The 18,628-nt window shown below is 31.7% G+C and carries 17 protein-coding genes; 4 read left to right on the top strand and 13 right to left on the bottom strand.

From position 1 onward, the window contains the following. Positions 1-51: 51 nt before the first annotated feature. The 12 genes from ACZ2G2_RS15145 to ACZ2G2_RS15090 all read right to left on the bottom strand — a co-directional run bounded on the left by ACZ2G2_RS15145 (position 52) and on the right by ACZ2G2_RS15090 (position 11,199). Positions 52-1,266 carry a hypothetical protein gene (locus ACZ2G2_RS15145; RefSeq protein ID WP_470393114.1) on the bottom strand — a complete coding sequence of 405 codons (1,215 nt, stop codon included), beginning with the start codon at positions 1,264-1,266 and terminating at the stop codon, positions 52-54. 145 nt (positions 1,267-1,411) lie between these two features. Further along, the gene (locus ACZ2G2_RS15140) at positions 1,412-1,984 is read right to left on the bottom strand and encodes a hypothetical protein (RefSeq protein WP_470393113.1); all 573 of its coding nucleotides are present in this window, start codon (positions 1,982-1,984) and stop codon (positions 1,412-1,414) included. Between the two features lie 170 nt (positions 1,985-2,154). Further along, positions 2,155-2,583 (bottom strand): hypothetical protein, encoded by a 429-nt coding sequence (locus ACZ2G2_RS15135; RefSeq protein WP_470393112.1) that lies wholly within the window; start codon positions 2,581-2,583, stop codon positions 2,155-2,157. Positions 2,584-3,064: 481 nt separating this feature from the next. Beyond that, complete coding sequence (locus ACZ2G2_RS15130) at positions 3,065-3,955, bottom strand: carboxypeptidase-like regulatory domain-containing protein (RefSeq protein ID WP_470393110.1); 891 nt, start codon at positions 3,953-3,955, stop codon at positions 3,065-3,067. Between the two features lie 193 nt (positions 3,956-4,148). Beyond that, positions 4,149-4,823: an NADase-type glycan-binding domain-containing protein gene (locus tag ACZ2G2_RS15125; RefSeq protein ID WP_470393109.1), complete on the bottom strand. Its 675-nt coding sequence runs from the start codon at positions 4,821-4,823 to the stop codon at positions 4,149-4,151. Between the two features lie 115 nt (positions 4,824-4,938). Beyond that, the gene (locus ACZ2G2_RS15120) at positions 4,939-5,772 is read right to left on the bottom strand and encodes a hypothetical protein (protein WP_470393107.1); all 834 of its coding nucleotides are present in this window, start codon (positions 5,770-5,772) and stop codon (positions 4,939-4,941) included. A 149-nt stretch (positions 5,773-5,921) separates the two neighbouring features. After that, on the bottom strand, positions 5,922-6,596 hold the full coding sequence (locus ACZ2G2_RS15115; RefSeq protein ID WP_470393105.1) for a hypothetical protein: 675 nt from the start codon (positions 6,594-6,596) through the stop codon (positions 5,922-5,924). A gap of 233 nt (positions 6,597-6,829) precedes the next feature. Then, the gene (locus ACZ2G2_RS15110) at positions 6,830-7,927 is read right to left on the bottom strand and encodes a polysaccharide lyase family 7 protein (protein ID WP_470393103.1); all 1,098 of its coding nucleotides are present in this window, start codon (positions 7,925-7,927) and stop codon (positions 6,830-6,832) included. A 169-nt stretch (positions 7,928-8,096) separates the two neighbouring features. After that, positions 8,097-8,354 carry a DUF6952 family protein gene (locus tag ACZ2G2_RS15105; protein WP_090840235.1) on the bottom strand — a complete coding sequence of 86 codons (258 nt, stop codon included), beginning with the start codon at positions 8,352-8,354 and terminating at the stop codon, positions 8,097-8,099. A gap of 77 nt (positions 8,355-8,431) precedes the next feature. Beyond that, positions 8,432-8,740, bottom strand: a complete 309-nt coding sequence (locus tag ACZ2G2_RS15100; RefSeq protein ID WP_101202575.1) for a thioredoxin family protein — start codon at positions 8,738-8,740, stop codon at positions 8,432-8,434. Positions 8,741-8,746: 6 nt separating this feature from the next. Beyond that, positions 8,747-9,391 carry a peroxiredoxin gene (locus ACZ2G2_RS15095; protein ID WP_090840231.1) on the bottom strand — a complete coding sequence of 215 codons (645 nt, stop codon included), beginning with the start codon at positions 9,389-9,391 and terminating at the stop codon, positions 8,747-8,749. 146 nt (positions 9,392-9,537) lie between these two features. Next, a complete protein-coding gene (locus ACZ2G2_RS15090; protein ID WP_470393100.1) occupies positions 9,538-11,199 on the bottom strand; it encodes a Na+/H+ antiporter NhaC family protein in 1,662 nt (553 codons plus the stop codon). 426 nt (positions 11,200-11,625) lie between these two features. Between ACZ2G2_RS15090 and ACZ2G2_RS15085 the strand changes: the two genes are divergently transcribed. Next, on the top strand, positions 11,626-13,290 hold the full coding sequence (locus tag ACZ2G2_RS15085) for an autotransporter outer membrane beta-barrel domain-containing protein (protein ID WP_470393098.1): 1,665 nt from the start codon (positions 11,626-11,628) through the stop codon (positions 13,288-13,290). Positions 13,291-13,366: 76 nt separating this feature from the next. Here the strand turns inward: ACZ2G2_RS15085 and ACZ2G2_RS15080 are convergent, their stop codons facing one another. Then, entirely contained in the window at positions 13,367-14,581 is a 1,215-nt protein-coding gene (locus ACZ2G2_RS15080) for an aminotransferase class I/II-fold pyridoxal phosphate-dependent enzyme (protein WP_470393096.1), read from the bottom strand. Positions 14,582-14,743: 162 nt separating this feature from the next. Between ACZ2G2_RS15080 and ACZ2G2_RS15075 the strand changes: the two genes are divergently transcribed. The 3 genes from ACZ2G2_RS15075 (at position 14,744) to lpdA (ending at position 18,560) form a co-directional block, all read left to right on the top strand. Then, positions 14,744-15,202, top strand: coding sequence for an Lrp/AsnC family transcriptional regulator (locus ACZ2G2_RS15075; RefSeq protein WP_101202573.1), 459 nt, complete (start codon positions 14,744-14,746; stop codon positions 15,200-15,202). A gap of 170 nt (positions 15,203-15,372) precedes the next feature. Beyond that, positions 15,373-16,980, top strand: coding sequence for a S41 family peptidase (locus ACZ2G2_RS15070; RefSeq protein WP_470393093.1), 1,608 nt, complete (start codon positions 15,373-15,375; stop codon positions 16,978-16,980). Between the two features lie 179 nt (positions 16,981-17,159). Then, positions 17,160-18,560: a dihydrolipoyl dehydrogenase gene (gene lpdA / locus ACZ2G2_RS15065; RefSeq protein WP_470393092.1), complete on the top strand. Its 1,401-nt coding sequence runs from the start codon at positions 17,160-17,162 to the stop codon at positions 18,558-18,560. Positions 18,561-18,628 lie beyond the last annotated feature (68 nt).

Raw genomic sequence — 18,628 nt, 5'->3', positions numbered from 1 at the left:
TCGTAAGCAGGCTAGAATCTAGCAATTAATTTTATACGTTGTTGGCAATAGTTACTTTACGGTTTGTTCAAATTTAACTGACTCTTTTCCATTTGTTATAACAATGTTATAAATCCCTTTTTTTAGTCCTAGGTTGCAGTTACTTGTTTTGTTTTCAACTTCCATTATGTCAATCGGAACAGCCAAATTAATATTTTCTCCTTTTTTAAATGCCAAAACCATAATAGGAAATTCTATTTCTATATCTGTTAGTTTTATTGAGATATTTTTATTTCCATTTTCAAATAACCATTTTGGTCTGTCATTAACATACTCTGTATTTGGATGAAAAACAGCAATATCTGCGTATGATTCATCACGTTCATATTTTAATGGATTATCTTCATTGTCAATTAGAATAGAAGATTCTTCAATCTTAATGGCTTTTAAAAAAGGATGATTAAATTTTGGATTACTAACTTCACTATATTTAGTTTGATTAATCGTTAAAGGATTTATTCCTGTATATTCAAATAGTCTGCTAGCCATCGCTTTTTCAAAATAATCGTGATTACCTTCAAGTACGTGGTCATAACCACAATGAATTAGAAATTTTTCATTTGGTCTTTTTTCAATTACTTTTTGAATGTTTTTTGCTTGTTCTATTTCTCTTTCTTTTCCATTTACATTTTTCGTTTGCTCGTAAGCAAATAAGTTATATCCAATTTCTAAAGCGTCTCTAACTAAATTTCCAAATTGTGGGTCTTTTATATAATAACCTGTTTTCCAAATTGGATATTTTTGATTGTTTAAAGCAATATTTAAACTATCTGAAGTATCTAATGCCTCGAGTCCTAAATTTGTATAACCATTGTCATATAATTTTTTAAGAAGTGATTTAGTGAATACACGATGGAATGAATTATGATGAGCTTCGTTTATTATCACTATTCTATTCTCTTTGGATTTTTCAATTATATAATCGGAAGCATTTATTGTTCTGTATTTAAGGTTTATTGAATCTATTTGCGATTTAGAAAAGTTTTTTTCTTTTCCTTCAGATTCCAAATCTGATTGAATTAAAGCATTTCTATAATCTCCTTTTGCTGCATAAGCAGTAGCAGATATTTGATATTTCCAAGGAACAGTATCTTTAGCCGTTTTTTTGTCGATTTCAGATGAAAATTGATACTTCGTTTTAAAATCAATTTTTTCAATTACTCTTTTTTCTTCTTTACAAGAGATTAATAAGAGAATGATTGTTAATGTGTAAAATGTTTGTCTCATAATTATTGCCAACGTGTTTGTGTATGATTAGTGGCGTGTTTAAGCACCTAATTTAGCAAATAAAAACCGAATAGAAAATCCGCGAGGATTTTCGTAAGTAGGCGAGAACCAGCCATTAATTATACACGGTGTTGTGTGCAGTTTTTTATTCCGCTTTTATTTGTTCTGTTAAATATGAAATTTCAGGATTTTTCTTATTCACTAATATTTCAATTTGTTTTCCTTTCTTTAATTCACCAATTTTTTCAAGAATTACATCTCGTTCATAATTTTCATTCTGATAGTTATAAGAGAATGAAAGAACACTCAAACTTTCTTTTTCAAATGTTTTAGTTACTATTCCATTTGTAAAATCAAAGTCGTTTTGGTTTAATATTATTGGTTTTGTATAATCAACTTCCGAAATTTCAGGTTTTGATTTAGAGTATTTAATTCTATAAAATTCTCCAATATTAAAGATTCTTGAACTTAAAGGTCGAGTTTCGTATTTTATTCCGTCAACATTATATTCGAGAAAGTTTGTTTTTGATTTGTATGTATTATTTCCAATAATTCTGCAAAATGTAAACTCAAAATTTTCAGACAATAATTTTTCTCGATTTTCATTGTCGTAATTTTTGTAAAAGAAAAAAGCACAGATAATAATTCCGAGTAAAAGTATTTTCAGATAAACGTTTTTCTTTTGTTTCGGTGTTAAATTGTCTTTTTCTGTTTTCATTCAGTTTTTTGAGGTCTGCTGAGTAATTGCACACAACGGATTTGTGTATGGTTAGTTGCGTGGTTAAGCAACTAATTTAGCAAATAAATCACAGATAGAATATTCCGCAGGAATGTTCGTAAGTCGGTAGTGACCTAGCAATTAATTATACACGGTGTTGTGCACTGTTTTTATTTTTTCAGATACTGTTTAGCATCTCTTATATTCAATTCCGTTTCGTCAACTCCTTGTCCAGTTCGGTTTTCGTTAAAGACAGGTTCGCCAAGTCGGTCAAGTCCAATTAATATTTGAAAAACTGCAATTCCATTTTCGTTTTCCAATTCCGTTCGCAACCACTTTTTATATTCGGCTATTAAATTCCGATTTCCGATTTTTGATAAGCTCCAATATCCACTAACTCGTTCGCCCTCGTTTTTATAAATTCCAGAGTTCAGTCCGTCGACTATTATATTTTCCAATTCAGTCGGTTTATATTTGGTCAGTTTAGATTCCGCAATTATTCCTTTTTCAAATTCCGAGTGAGAATTTCCGTTTTCCTTTTCGAAAATAAAAGCAACTTCTGTAAACTGTTCATTTGTTAATTTCATCACTGTTTTCAATTCGGCGTAACGGTTTTCTCAAATAGTACACAACTAGTTATATGATTACTTTTGTTCCTCATATCCCGTAAATATACCGGATATGGTTAGTTTAGTTTTGCTTATATCTATTAAGACATAAAAAACGAAGTTACTTTTTATTCATTTAAAAAACTATAAGTAGAACTACGTATTTTTCTAAACTACAGCCAAGTTACAAAAGTCTGATTACTATACTTTACGGGAAACCGTAACCACCATTTATTTTAAATAAAATAGTCTCTATTAATTATATAAACGGTCTGTTTACATAGCTATTAGAGACTAAAAAAGGGTAAAGCCTGAAAACGAAAAGCAGTTATAATAAGGGGTGTTTATATCTGGTTAACTTTTTTGTTGACATCGGGATCTGCTTTTGTTTTGCAAAGTCTTTGTTGTTTTAAAGCGTTTATGATTTGTTGTGTTTATTATCAGTTTTTTTGAATTAGATTGGTGTTTGGTGTTAATTAGTTAGCGTTAATTGCATTGCTAACAGGTTGTATTTGTTTTTTTTCTTTTTTGTTGTAACAATATTTTCCCAAATTCGATTCCATTTACCGCCAATAAAATACCAACTATTTTGGTCTGTTTCTGAAAAAATTGTTCCAAGAGCAGGTTCGTAAGAAATTCCATTTTCTTTGGTCTTTGTTTCGGTATTGGTGTATCTGTATTCGTGTTTGTTGGTTTCAATTATTAACCATTCTATTGCAATAAAAAAACCATCTTTTGGGAATTCGATATTTAAATTTGAGAGGTCAATTTCAGTAAATTTTTTGCCTTTTTTTGCGATTCCAATAATATTTTTGTCATAGATGTAATTTTCTGGAGCTCCATTTTTTGCTACACTGTATAATCTAATATTAAATTTAGAATCGGATACATCGCTATTAGTTAGAAGTTTAAGTTTGCTTAAAAACGGTGTTTTGTTGTAAGTTGAATCAAATTTAAAATAACGCGCTGTTATCCATGGTTTTGTTGAACAAGAAAAATAGCTACTAATATTAGCTTTTTTAAACTGTCCTATGGTTAAATTTTTAGTTTCCTTTTTTGAAGTTAAGACAACTTCGCTGAGCTGTGTTATTATTGGTTTTAATTTAAGTTTGCTTTTTATGGCATCTGATGCTATTTTTTTTGTTTCAAATCCAATAGCCGAAAAATGAATAACTTTAGGTGTATCTATATCTAATGTAAATGCTCCGTTAATATTGGAAGTGGTTCCAATATTTTCATTTTCAACCCAAATATTAACATAAGCTATAGCTTTGTTGGTAGTGCTGTCAATTATTACTGATTTTAATTGACTATAACAATGGTTTGAAAGTAGTAAGACTGCTATCGCTACTAGTTTTTTCATATACTAAGAATCTCTTTTTATTTTGGTTAAACTACTAATTAATAAAAGTATAAAGTATTAGTACACTTGTAATGGACTTCTTTTAAAAGTATTGTTGTCTAGTTATTTAACTCTAATTTGATTAAACAATTAGTCTGTTAATTATCACTAGGTTTTAAAAAAAGCTTGTAAAACGTTATAAATTTATTGCGTTTTAATGCACATCAATACCGTCAAAAAATATTTGAGATAGTGCAGTATCCTCATATTTATCGCCTTTATAGACTTCTAAGATTTCAAATTTAATCTTCCAATTAGGTAATGTTTTTAGTTTTTCTTGATATTTTCTTTGAGAATACCCAATAGGTTTATCTAATCTAATGGATTGCAATGCATAACAATCTTTAAGATTAATGACCCCATAAACGGTATCGTTTATATATAGTTTAAGCTTTTTTACACGGGAGTTATTCTTCCAAGTGGTTTTGCTTTTTATATAACCATTTGCAATTTTAATAGTGGTTAAGCGCGGGTGGTTTGGAACAAATGAAAACGTAACAGATTCTCCAATACCATAGCCTTTTACACCTTCTACCCAAGCTGTTTGATAACTAAAGTCAGAAATGTTATTGACGCTATACGTATTTGCGTTTTCCGATTTTAAAAAGGAGGAAGCGCTAACGGTGTAGTCTCCCGCGCCACAATACCAGGAGCAACCTGCACCTTCTACATCCCACATTGTGCTGTAGGTTTCGTCATATTTTTCTAAAAGCGCTGCTTCTTGGTCTGTTAGGTTGTTCCAACTTTTTTTATTGGAAGCAATAGCTTCAAGTAATTGGTCTCTTTGTTGCCAGTCCTTTTGCACCTGAATCCCAAAATCGAAATCCATTCCAATTATTGTTTCCAGTTGTTTTAGATCCTGAATAAAAACGTGACACGTTATAAATAAAATGATGATGATTAGATGTTTCAATTTGAGTTGTGTGTGTGTTTATGGTGTTTTATTATTCTGATCCTTCTAACGTTTTCTGTAACTCAGAATGTGTTTGATTGTCTATAATATCGCTTAGTGTTCCGCTTTTAAAATCATATCTCTTGATTAAAATAGGTTCGTTATAAGACTCGTATTGTCCGTCATTATTTTTGTCTATTCCAAATTCAATAATTAAATCAGTACTGTTATTTAAAAACTTATAATTGAAAACATCCATGCCTTCAATACTTACTTTTTTCATTTCTTTTTGCTTAAACGAATAGATATAAAGTGATTTAAAATCTTCTAAATTTAAAACGCCATCTTTATAGGTGTCCTTTTCTGACGCTTGCATTAATAACAGTATATCATTATCAAAATACGCTGTATGTATGGTATTAAAATTGACACGCTTGTCAAATAGTTTTTTGTTGATCTGATTGTTTTGATCATAAATAATAACATTGTTGTAAGCACCATAAAAGCCACTAGAGTATCTGTTGTTAGAGCTTGCATATTGTTCTCCTGAAGCACTTACAAATCCATTTAAGATGCCATTAATATCTTCTTTTTGATTCAGCATTTTATGAGACACCGGGATTATGTAAACAGATTTTAAGGTGTCAATTAATTTTGGTGTTTCGTAGGATATGACTTGTAGACGTTTATTTTCTTTTTGTAGTTTTTCAATTTTTTCGTCAGATAATATTCCTGTTTCAACATCGTCATAAGAAGAGTAGTCACGATTTTCTTTAATTATAATTGAAATAAAAGCTATTAAAGCTATTACTAAAAAAAGGGCTGCTAGTGTTCCTAGAATTGCCAGTAGTTTTTGATTGTAATTTTTTACTTTTTCAATTTTCATTGTGTAATAGCGTTAGTTGTAATGGTGTTATTTGTGATTAGTTTAGGTAAACTGTCTTTGTTGGATGTCTAATTTAGTGAATAAAAGCGGAAGAGTAGGGCTTTGTTTATAATATTGGTTGTGCCTTTTGTTATTTACTTCTAACTGTATTAGTCCGATGCTGGTGGCGGTGGTGTAATCCTTTTAGCTTCTAAGTCCGTGAAATCAAAAAAGACCAACTTTTGATCGTTTAATGCGTCAATTGCTATTTTTTTGTCCTTTTCTAACTTAGCGTATTCCGTTTGATACCATTTTTTTGACAAATAGTTTTTGTAATCAGTAATGCCTTTACTTATTTCAGTTATTACTGGTTGTAAATAAGTAACAGGAATGTGTTTTTTGTAGAAATGAAATTCAAATTGACCTTTAGAAATGGAATCGAATACATCTGTATTTGGAACTCTGATTTTATATTTTAATTTTGATGAAACTTCCATTGTTCCGTTTGCATTTTTAAGATAGTTGAAGGCTAAATACCTTAACGAATCAATAGTTGTTAATGACTGATTAAACAGTAGTTTAGTATTGTTAACTGAATCAATTGTGGCATTGTATCTATTGCAAACAATAAAATCCGAAAGGCTATCTTTTAAAAATAAATACTCTGAAATAGCATTTTCTAAATTGTTAGAATTAGGATGGTTCTGAATGAATGTAGCGTAGTCTCTATAATGCCTTGATGTTTTTACCACATCCCAATCACGCTCTTGCACGTCTTTTTTCTCAATGTTTTTGCATTGAGTGGCAAATATTAAAATAAATAAAACGTTTACTTTTATTCTCATTTTTCTAATTAAGCAAGTAATTTACAACAGTTTATTTTATAAATAAAGTAAGCGATTAATTATAACTAACCCGTCAGAATGTAAGCTACTAATTGGAAATTATTTAAACAGTCATAAGATCTTAGAATAGATAATATTAAAAATTGATGTGAAACTAGACGTTATGCGACATAAAAAAAGCCACTTTACAACTGTAAAGTGGCTTTTAAAATAGTATAAATTAGTAGCGTGGTTTAATCGTTTTTAGCAAAATACCCATCATTTGATACAGCTTTATCACTTACAGATATGCTTCCTGTTTTAAACCATACTTCTGCATAGTTACCATCTGCATATTGCTTTTGGATATCGCCACCATGTGTTTCTGCTCCAGAGCACCAGTTTTTATTTACGTCAGGAGATTTTCCGTTAGTCTGATTGTAACATCCAAGTTTAAAGAAACAACCTTCTCCTGTGTATGCTTCTTTACGCTCCACACCATCTTGACCAATTGGAAAAAATAGTTTTTGAGTTTGTACAGGGATATCTGCTTTAGTAGCGTATTCTGATTGTAATAAGTTTTTAGTAAACGTTTTAGTTTCGTGTCCTGGACTTGTAAATGTAAGATGCATAATACCTTGCTTTACAACTACATTATAACTAAATTCTTCGCCTAAGGCTATACCATCTTCAGGTTCTGCCGGAAATGTATTAGCATCGCTACCCACTACAGAAAAATCGTTACCCCAAACAGCAGAAGAATAATCCCATCGCTTAGCATTATCGTCTCCTGCAGTATTAATTTCGTAATGCCAAAAGACAGAACCTTTAGTTTGACCAGGGTATTTTTTGTAAAATATTTTTAATGGCTCGTTTTCAAAAGCATCAGCACTATGTATTTGACCAACTACCACAGCGTGCGATGCAGCAACACGTGCATCTCCTGTTGCAGACACATTCATTACTTTTAATGTCGCAGATAGTTTGTCATCAGCAGTTTCTGGATACCATTTTTTTGTTTGTGCTAGTTCGGTTCTGGTGTTATTTGATGTTCCGTGAGTATCACCACCATTTGGCGATTTAAACACAACCCAGTTGTCTTTTCCATCGTTTTGTGTGTAGAAAAAATCTTTGTTTTCAAAATTTGTTGCAATTCCTGCATTTGAACCATCACCTAAAATAAGTTTCCATTGATCAAAAAACGGAATAACACTACTAGCGTATACTGTTTTTGGAGCGACTTCCGTTTTAGGCATTTCCGCTTGTTTTGTTTCTTTTTTACAGCTACTAAGTGTTGTTAAAGCACATAGAAGTAAAGTAGCTGAAATTGTTGAGATACTTTGTTTTGTCATTGTAGTTTAGTTTTTTTTGGTGGTATAGCGTAACAATACATTTATATTGCCTTGCATTAATAACAAAACCAAGGTATGCAAAATTTGGTTAACCAATTATTTATTTAACAAAAAAAACCACTTTGCTAGCACAAAGTGGTTTTAATAATTACTAATTTTTCTTTTTCAATTACTTATCAATAGACCCTAAAACACGTTTCATAAATCCGTTTACTGCATCTTTTTTAGTTGCACCGTCTTTAATCATTTTATTAACTTCAATTGCACCGTACATATTAGAGATTAACTCTCCAATAACGTCTAATTCTTCATCTTTAAGAGATGGTACTTCAGTTAAGGCTTCTAGAGTTTCAATAGTTTCAACGATGTAATCTTCGTCATTGTCCTCTATAAATTGTGTTAAGTGTTTTATTACTGGTAATTTCATTGATAATTGTTTTTTGTTGTCTGTTTAAACGCAGTTAAGCTTTTGGCTGTAACTGCGGGCAACCTGACATTTATGTGTTATGCTACTTCGTCAACTAACTCTTTTAAAACGTCAAATTTGTTAGTCTGTGTTTGATTTACAAATTGTCCACCTTTAAATGTTGCAAACGTTGGTAAATTATCTACAGTAGCTAATTTTCTTGATTCCGGAAATTTTTCCGCGTCAGCGATAACAAATGTTATATTTTCTAACTCGCTAGCTAATTTCTTAACCTTTGGTTTCATGATACGACAGTTACCACACCATGTAGCCGAATATTGTACTACTACAGTGTCGTTATTTGCTATAATTTCGCTTAAGTTATCTTGACTTAGTTCTTGTAACATAATAATTTAGTTTACGTGATTTGCTAAATAAGCTGCAGTACCTTTAGCGTTAGCTTGCATTGCATCTTTACCTTCTTCCCAGTTTGCAGGACAAACTTCACCTTTTTCTTGTACATGCGTTAATGCATCTACTAAACGTAAGTATTCTCCAACGTTTCTACCTAATGGCATGTTGTTGATACTTTCGTGTTGTACGATACCATCTTCGTCAATAATATAAGTTGCTCTGTAAGTTACGTTGTCACCTTCTACTTGTACAGTTCCAGTTTCTTCATCGTAAGTTTCGTTTTTGATATCTAAAATACCTAAGATGCTAGATAAGTTACGGTTACTATCTGCAAGGATTGGGTAAGTAACACCTTCAATACCACCATTATCTTTTGCTTGACTTAACCATGCAAAGTGTACTTCTGGAGTATCACAAGACGCACCAATAACGATTGTGTTTCTTTTTGCGAATTCTGCCTTAGCAGCTTCAAAAGCATGTAATTCTGTTGGGCAAACAAAAGTAAAATCTTTAGGATACCAGAATAATACTACTTTTTTGTTGTTGTTTTTTGCTTCTTCAAGAACGTTGATTTTAAAAGTATCACCCATTTCGTTCATTGCATCCACATGTAAATCTGGGAATTGTTTTCCTACTATTGCCATTTGTTTAAAATTTTATAATTAATACATTGTTTTTTCAGTGTGCAAAGATACATTAGAAGGTAAAAAAAAATAGCCTAATAAAATTTTTAAATCTTATTAGGCTATAAATTTTAATTATAGTAAACTCTAAACTGTATAATTTACAGTTATTTATCTTTTAGTTGTCTGATTTTAATATTAAGTGCAGCAAAAAATAAGGTTGTAAATGGACTTAGCCAGTTAAAAATGGCATAAACAAAATACTCTCCAACACCTACGCCTAAAACACCAGATTGGTATGCACCACAGGTATTCCATGGTATAAGTACAGAGGTTACAGTACCAGAATCCTCTAGTGTACGACTTAAGTTTTCTGGCGCTAGTCCTTTATCTTGATATGCTTTTTTAAACATTTTACCAGGTATAACCAGCGCTAGGTATTGATCTGATGCAATTGCATTTAACCCTAAACAGCTTATTACCGTACTAGCAAACAATCCAAAGACTGTAGTGGCTAGTTTTAATAGTTCTCTTGTAATACGTGATAAGGCACCAATTGCGTCCATTGTACCACCAAATACCATTGCACAACATATTAGTAGGATGGTCCAAAGCATCCCGTTCATCCCACCTGCACTAAATAATTTTTTTAATCTTTTTATGGTGATTAGTTTTTCTAAGTTTTCGGCTTTAGCCTTAACAACAGCAGCGTCTGCATAATCTGGAGCTAAAAAGCTTTGTAAACTTTGTAGTGTATGCACACCTTTTAAATCGTCATCTGAAAATAGATTTTTAAGTTGTGGGTCGTTATTAACTTTCTCTATATCTGCAGGAGATAAGTTAGCTAGATATTCTGCGTTATCAATTTCTACACTAGTATCTGTTAATATAGAGGTTACAACTGTTTTGGTAGAAGAGTTTGTTATGTTTTCAATTAATTTAGATTGAAATATAAAGGCGAATACTGCTGCTAAAAGTACACCAGAAATTAAGGCTGCTACAGGTTTAACTTTAAAAAGAATTAATACAACTACAGCTACTGGTACTAAAAAAAGAAGCGGTGTAATATTAAAGTATTTGTCTATTGTTCCTAAAATGAAAGAGGTATCAGAGCTACCTGTAGATTCTATGCTTACACTCATGATAGAAAACGCTATAAGTGTAATAATTACTGTTGGTACAGTAGTAATACTCATGTATTTTATATGTGTAAATAAATCTGTTCCCGCCATTGCAGGCGCCAAGTTTGTTGTATCACTTAAAGGTGACATTTTATCTCCAAAATAAGCTCCAGAAATTACGGCTCCAGCAATCATACCTGGGCTAATCCCTAAAGCTGTACCAATACCAATAAGCGCAATACCAACAGTTGCAGAGGTGGTCCAAGAACTACCTGTAGCAATAGATATTACTGCACAAATAATAACAGAAGCCGGTAAAAATATGGATGGATTTAAAACTTGTAATCCATAATATACCATAGCAGGTATTACACCACTAATTAACCAAGTTCCGGCTAAAGCACCAACTAAAAATAAAATCATGATCGGGACAAATACACTTTGTAAGTTTTCCCATATTTCCTTTAGCATTAGTTTATAGTTTACTTTATTAAAGAAACCGACAACTGCTGCAATAGCACCTGCGATTAATAAAATAAACTGATTAGAATATGCACCTAAAGCTTCGCCATCTGCCACAAATATGTTGTAAGCTAGCATACACATTAGCAATACAACAGGTATTAATGCTTCCCAAATGTTTAGTTCTTTATTCTCTATAATGGTTTGATCTTGGATTTCTATTTCCGAAAGATTGTCGTCTTGCATTTAGTTAGTTTTTTGGATATGTAATGTTACGATTTTACAAGAAGCTATGCAAATGGATTTGAGTGCTGACAATTAGGCAGTTATCTGTAATTGTTAAGTTGAGTCTTTAAAGGAGTAACTTTTTGCTAACAATCTCAAAAAAAAGGGATAGATAATATACCATTGCTTTTGGGGTAATTTTGTGAATGATTTTAACTTTTGTTACAAGCGTGTTGCTTTTTGTTTTAACCAAATTAAAAAAGGTAAGCTGTTTTGTGTTTTTATAATCGTTTAAAGTGTTGATATTAATAGCCATAAAAGGTTCATATAAGCCTATTTTAACTGACTTTATACACACTTAATCTAAAATTAGCAACTTTAAGTATACTATAACATTATTTTACGACTAACGCTCCTACATTAGCAATGTAAATTAAGATTCTAGCTATGAAAAAAATATTATTTTTTGTTTTATTACTTTCTTTTATTGATAGTAATGCCCAAGTTGGTATTAATAACGTAGATCCTAAATCTCTTTTAGATGTTTCTGTAACTACACCTGCAGCTCCTAATTTTAACGATGGGTTGCTGTTACCTCGTTTGGATGTATTTCCAGCAATTAATCCAAATGTGGATCAAAATGCTATGGTAATTTACTTAAACAATAATTTAACAGGCGTAAATATAAGTGGAACAACTAAGGATTATAGTTCTGGGTTTTATTATTGGGATAATGCTGTGACAGATTGGAAGCCTTTTGATACGGTTGATTTAGATGACGATTGGTATAAGGCGGAAACTACTATTCAATCAACAAATATAGCAGATGATATTTTTACTGAAGGTAAGGTTGGAATAGGACATGATAAACCATTGTACGGATTAGATTTATTATCTAATGACGAAGAACGAGCTTTAAATATTAAAGTTCAAGGACTTAATAATAATAGTGTTTTTGCGATGTACAATGAAATGAGTATTGAAGGAAGCGGTATACACCATGGTCTTTATAATAGATTTAGCCAACCCATTACAGCATCAGGTGAACATAGAGGTGTTGGTACATTTTTTATAAGTGATAATAACAATACGCACACAGGCATTTATAATGAAGATAATACTGATGGTACGGGTAACCATCGTGGTGTTTACTCTCAATTAGGAGGTGATGCTAGTGGTATTATTGAAGGGGTAAGAAGTAGAGTAACCGCTTCGGGAAATGGCTCTCATTATGGAACTAGAAGTGAATTATCTGGTACTGGAACAGGTACCCATATTGGTAGTTTTAATTTACTCTCAGGAGTTGGAACTGGTGTTCAGTTTGCCATGAGAAATACAATTACCAACTCAAATAATAATACACATTACGGTATTAGTAACACAATCTCTGGAGTAGGAAACGGAAGTCATTTTGGGGTTAATAATGTTTTAAATGATGGAAATGGGACTAATATTGGAGTCAATAATCAAATAAGTGGTACTGGAAATGGAACTAAGATAGGAACTAGTAATAATATAAATAACGAAGGATCAGGAAATCATTTTGGAACAAAAAATGAGTTAAGTGGAATAGGGAGTGGTGTTAAATACGGAACACAAAATATAATTGATACTGATGCAGGAGGTATTCATTATGGTGTATATTCAAAAGTAGAAAAAGTAGGTTCTTGGGCTGGTTACTTTTTAGGAGATGTTAGTGTGTCACAAGATGTAACTGTATTAGGAAGAGTAACTGCTAATAATTTTGTAGCCACTAACGGTGGTTTCGCTACAGGTTATGCGGATTATGTTTTTGAAAAGTTTTTTACGGGAGAATCAGGAATTAATTCAGAGTATAAATTTAAGTCTATTGAAGAAACAGAAGCTTTTGCAAAAAAATACAATCATCTTCCAGGAGTTAAATCTTATGAAGAAATTAAAAATAATGGATTCAGAATTGATTTAAGTGAATTGACTTTATCTTCATTAGAAAAATTAGAAGAACAATTTTTATACATCACACAATTAAACAAAAAAATAAAGATTCAGGATGCTGTTATTGAATCTCAAGACAAAAAAATAAAGAATTTAGAAGATAGACTTCTTAAAATAGAAGCCCTTTTGAATCAATAATCTAATTTTTAAATAGAATCAAAAAAGCCTGAACATTAAACATGTTCAGGCTTTTTTATTGTGTGAATTATTTTGGTTATGCCATTGCTGTTTGTAAAACACCAACTTCAATCATGCATGCTTTTATCATGTTAAAGGTGCGTTGGATATCATCATCTAAACCAATAGAAAATCTAATTAGACCTTCGCTTAATCCCATTTCAGCTTGTTCCTCTTGTGGTATTTCAGAAGATGTAGAGGTTCCGGGAGCACTAAATAATGTTTTGTAAAACCCTAAACTTACAGCTAAGTAACCCACATTTTTTTCTTGCATTAATTCCATTAAGGCGTTTGCCTTGTCTAGTGATCCTGCATCAATAGTTAGCATACCTCCAAAACCATAGGCTTCATTCATCATAGACTTAAACACATCATGAGAAGGGTGAGAAGTTAATCCTGGATATACGGTCTTTATGCCTAAGTCTTCAAATTTCTCAGCTAAATAAGCTGCGTTTTTACTGTGTTGCTTCATTCTAATATGTAACGTTCTCATATTTTTCAATATTGAAGATGAGCGCAAACTATCCATAGAAGCACCAAGTAACATGCTAGCGCCATCAATGACACTTTTAAGTGAATTAACAAAGTCTGCACTACCACAAACAACACCTCCCATAGTGTCCGAAGAGCCATTAATAAATTTAGTTAAACTATGTATTACAATATCTGCTCCTAATTGCGCAGGCGAAATTGATAAAGGAGAAAACGTATTATCTACAACTAATGTTAGATTATGTTTTTTTGCTAAAGCGGCTAAGCCTTTAATGTCTGCAACTTCTAATAAAGGATTACTAACAGACTCGCAATACAATACCTTTGTGTTTTTAGTAATTGCAGCTTCTACAACGTCTAGTTTAGTAATATCCACAAAAGACGTTTCAATGTTCATTCTAGGTGTAAAGTTCTTTAAAAAAGCATAAGTACCACCGTAAATCGTTCGGCTAGATACTATATGATCACCAGCACCACAAAGTTGTAAAAGAGTAGGTGTGATAGCGCCCATTCCTGATCCTGCAACATTTGCGCTTTCTGTTCCTTCCATAGCAGCTAATGCTTCGCCTAAATAAAGGTTAGAAGGTGTAGAGTGTCTAGAGTATAAATAGCAACCATCTGTATTACCTTCAAAAGTATCAAACATGGTTTTTGCTTTCAAAAAAGTATAAGTAGATGAGTCTGAAATAGAGGGATTTACACCTCCAAATTCTCCAAAATATTGTAAGTCCTGAATGTTGTCTGCTGGTTTAAATGACATAAGTATGATTTTAGTATTTATTATATCAAATATGCATATTATTAGAATAATAATCAATGCTTGGTTAAGTATTAGGAATATAAAACTATATAATTGTGTTTTCTCGGAAAATAAAGTATGTATATTTGAATTTAATCTAATTAGACTGAAAATTTTTCGATTATGACCTTTGATGCAATAGACAGAAAACTCCTTCAATTACTACAAAATGATAGTAAACAGACTAATAAAGAGTTATCTAACAAACTAAATTTATCCGTAACCGCTGTTTTTGAGCGTATTAAAAAGCTCGAAAATAATGGCGTAATAAATAAATATGTAGCGTTAGTTAAAAAGGAGAAGGTCGAAAAAAGCTTTGTTGCGTATTGCCATATTAAACTGTCACAACATATCCAAGAGTATGTGGTACAATTTGAAAAGGAAGTAACAAACTTAACAGAGGTTTTAGAGTGTCACCATATTAGTGGTGATTACGACTACATTTTAAAGGTTATGGTTAAAGATATGGAAGCCTTTAGAGAGTTTATGGTAGAAAAACTAACCAACATTAATCATATTGGTAGCACGCATAGTATGTTTGTTATTAGCGAAGTAAAGAGTACAACTGCAATCCCAATTTAATAAATGGCACATGTTTTGTATTTAGATAAAAATCTTAAAAAGAAGATTAGTTTGATGTTATTTAGCATTGTAGTTTATTTTTTAGTTAAAAAAAACACATACCAAAGCAACCCTTTCTTCTTTTTTTGCGTCTTTATAAATAAATACAATCATTTAAAATCGCTATAATTATGAGAAAGTTGTTTACTTATCTGAGTGTTATATTATTGTTAGTGTCATGTAACAGTATCGAGACCTATAATTTACAAGTCACCAAACAACATCCGGTACAGGATTTACAAGATGATGTTGATGCTATTTATAAGCAGTTAAAACGCAACCATCCACATTTATACCAATTTACTCCAAAAGAAACTTTAGATTTTAAGTTTGATAGTTTAAAAACCGCCATTACTAAACCAATGGACAGTCGCACGTTTTATAAGCAATTAGCAGAGGTTACAAAATATGTAGGTCAAGGACATTTTTCTGTTGCACCACCTTCAAAAAGATTTGATAAAAAAGAGCGAGAAAAACAAAGTAAATTAAAATTTGGAATCAATTTTTTAGAGTTTGAATATTTGGATGATCAACTTTTTGTTGTTGATGCATTAGGACAGGATTCGGTTTTAATTAATGCTCAAGTTTTAAAAATAGGAAATGAAGCACCTCAAAAATTAATAAAAAAATACAAACGTATTATTGCTTCAGATGGTTACAATACAACATTTCATGATAGGGTAGCGGGTAGACGTTTTCTTAATTATTACATTAAAGATAAAGGTCATTTTGATAGTATTTCTTTGACTTTAAAAACACCAGATTCTACTTTTATAAAAAAATATAAAAGAGTTAGTAATAAAGATAGCACAGCGTTAAGCTTAGAAATCGACAAAAAAGAGGTTAAAAAAGATACAATCAGACTAACAAAAGCAGCGCGTAAAGCTAAAAAAAGAGAAGCAAAAGCGTTAAGGGATTTTAATAGTAAACATGGCTATACGTCAATAAAATTTTTCCCGGAAGTAAAAACATATAACCGGAACTTAAATTTTGTTGGTAAGGATAGTACTGTAGCTTTATTAAAGATAAAATCGTTTACTAAAGGTAATTTTAAAGGCTTTTATGACGATACTTTTACATCTTTAGATTCTTTAAAAACAAAAACATTAATTATTGATTTAAGAAATAACTTTGGCGGACGCTTGTCTGAAATTGCTTATTTATACTCCTATCTTTCAGATAAAAATGTGACGTTTATTAATAAAAGTGAAACCAAAACCAGATTGCCATTTCTAAAAAGTATTATGAGTAATGCTAACCCTTTTGGAATTAAAGTTTTAGCGGGTGTTTTATCTCCGGTTATAGCTCCGATTGAGTATTTTAAAAGCAGCAAAAAAGATGGTAAACTGTATTACACATTAAAACAAGCAAAACTTAGCGAGGCGAACCCATTAAATTTTAAAGGTAAAATTTATGTGCTAATTAATGGTAATTCCTTTTCGGCATCATCTGTATTATCTTCTCAGCTTCAAGGTACAAAACGTGCTACTTTTGTTGGAGAAGAGACCGGTGGCGCTTATAACGGGACAGTAGCAGGATTAATGAAAATGTATATATTGCCTAATACAAAGGTAGAAGCTAGGATAGGGTTATTGCATATAGATACTAAACAGAAAACTGGTACCGATGGTTATGGCGTTAAACCTGATGTAGAAATAATTCCGACTTATCAAGATCGTTTAAATAACATTGATCCAGAATTACATTGGGTTTTAGAAGATATAGAAGCGCAAAAGTAAACTTGGATATTGAATTAGAACTTATCTCTGATTTAAAAGTGAATACCACATATGGTTTTCATTTGTCTATATTATTATAAAATTAGCTTTAAGTCGTTAGTAAATAATCACACAAAATTGTACTTTTGTTATAGAAAGTAACAATTAATAATTTCCGCGAAAGCGAAAAAATAAAATATATGAGTCAATACGACGTAGCAATTATCGGTTCAGGACCTGGTGGATATGTAGCAGCAATACGTTGCGCACAATTAGGAATGAAAACTGCAATTATTGAAAAATATTCTACTTTAGGTGGTACATGTTTAAATGTTGGATGTATACCAAGTAAAGCATTATTAGCCTCTTCACATCACTATGAAGAAGCAACTAAACACTTTGAAGATCACGGAATTGAAATTCCGGGTGAAATCAAAGTAAATTTAGAAAAAATGATTGGTCGTAAGCAAGCAGTTGTGGATCAAACAACTGGTGGTGTTGACTTTTTAATGAAGAAAAACAACATTGATGTTTTTACTGGAGTTGGAAGTTTTAAAGATGCTACTCACATTACTATTGAAGGTGAAGAAACAACTGTAATTGAAGCAAAAAACACCATTATTGCTACAGGAAGTAAGCCGTCAAGTTTACCATTTATTACTTTAGATAAAGAACGTATAATTACATCTACTGAAGCTTTAAAACTAAAAGAAATCCCTAAACACATGATTGTGATTGGTGGTGGTGTTATTGGTTTAGAATTAGGTCAAGTTTACAGACGTTTAGGTGCTGAGGTTACTGTTATTGAGTATCAAGACAGAATCTTACCAACAATGGATGGTGCATTGTCTAAAGAGTTAAATAAAGTCTTTAAAAAGGCTAAATTTAAAATGATGTTATCTCATAAAGTGCAATCTGTAGAGCGTGCTGGAGATGAGGTTATTGTTAAAGCTGAAAACAAAAAAGGAGAGGTTGTGGAGTTTAAAGGAGACTATTGTTTAGTATCTGTTGGACGTAAGCCTTTTACTGGTGGTTTAAATGCTGAAGCTGCAGGTGTAAAATTAACAGACAGAGGTCAAGTGGAAGTTAATGAGCACTTACAAACTAATGTATCTAATATCTACGCTATTGGAGATGTTGTAAAAGGTGCAATGTTAGCGCATAAAGCGGAAGAAGAAGGTGTTTTTGTTGCTGAAACTTTAGCAGGTCAAAAACCACATATTGATTATAACTTAATTCCTGGTGTTGTTTACACATGGCCAGAAGTTGCTGCTGTTGGAAAAACAGAAGAGGAGTTAAAAGAATCTGGAGTAGATTATAAAGTTGGTCAATTTCCTTTTAGAGCGTTAGGTCGTGCTAGAGCAGGAGGTGACTTGGATGGATTTGTAAAAATCCTTGCAGATAAAAAGACGGACGAAGTATTAGGAGTACACATGATTGGAGCACGTTGTGCAGATTTAATTGCAGAAGCGGTTACAGCTATGGAATTTAGAGCATCTGCCGAAGATATTTCGCGTATGTCACATGCACATCCAACATTTGCAGAAGCGGTAAAAGAAGCTGCTTTAGCTGCAACTGATGATAGGGCATTACATGTTTAAAAGTTAAGTTGAGAATCCGCTTTCGCGGAAATAAAATTTAAAAAAAAAGCGAACCAATTTGGTTCGCT

It is taken from the genome of Olleya sp. KKT75 (assembly GCF_055635485.1).
This window is presented reverse-complemented; position numbering and strand designations above follow the sequence as displayed.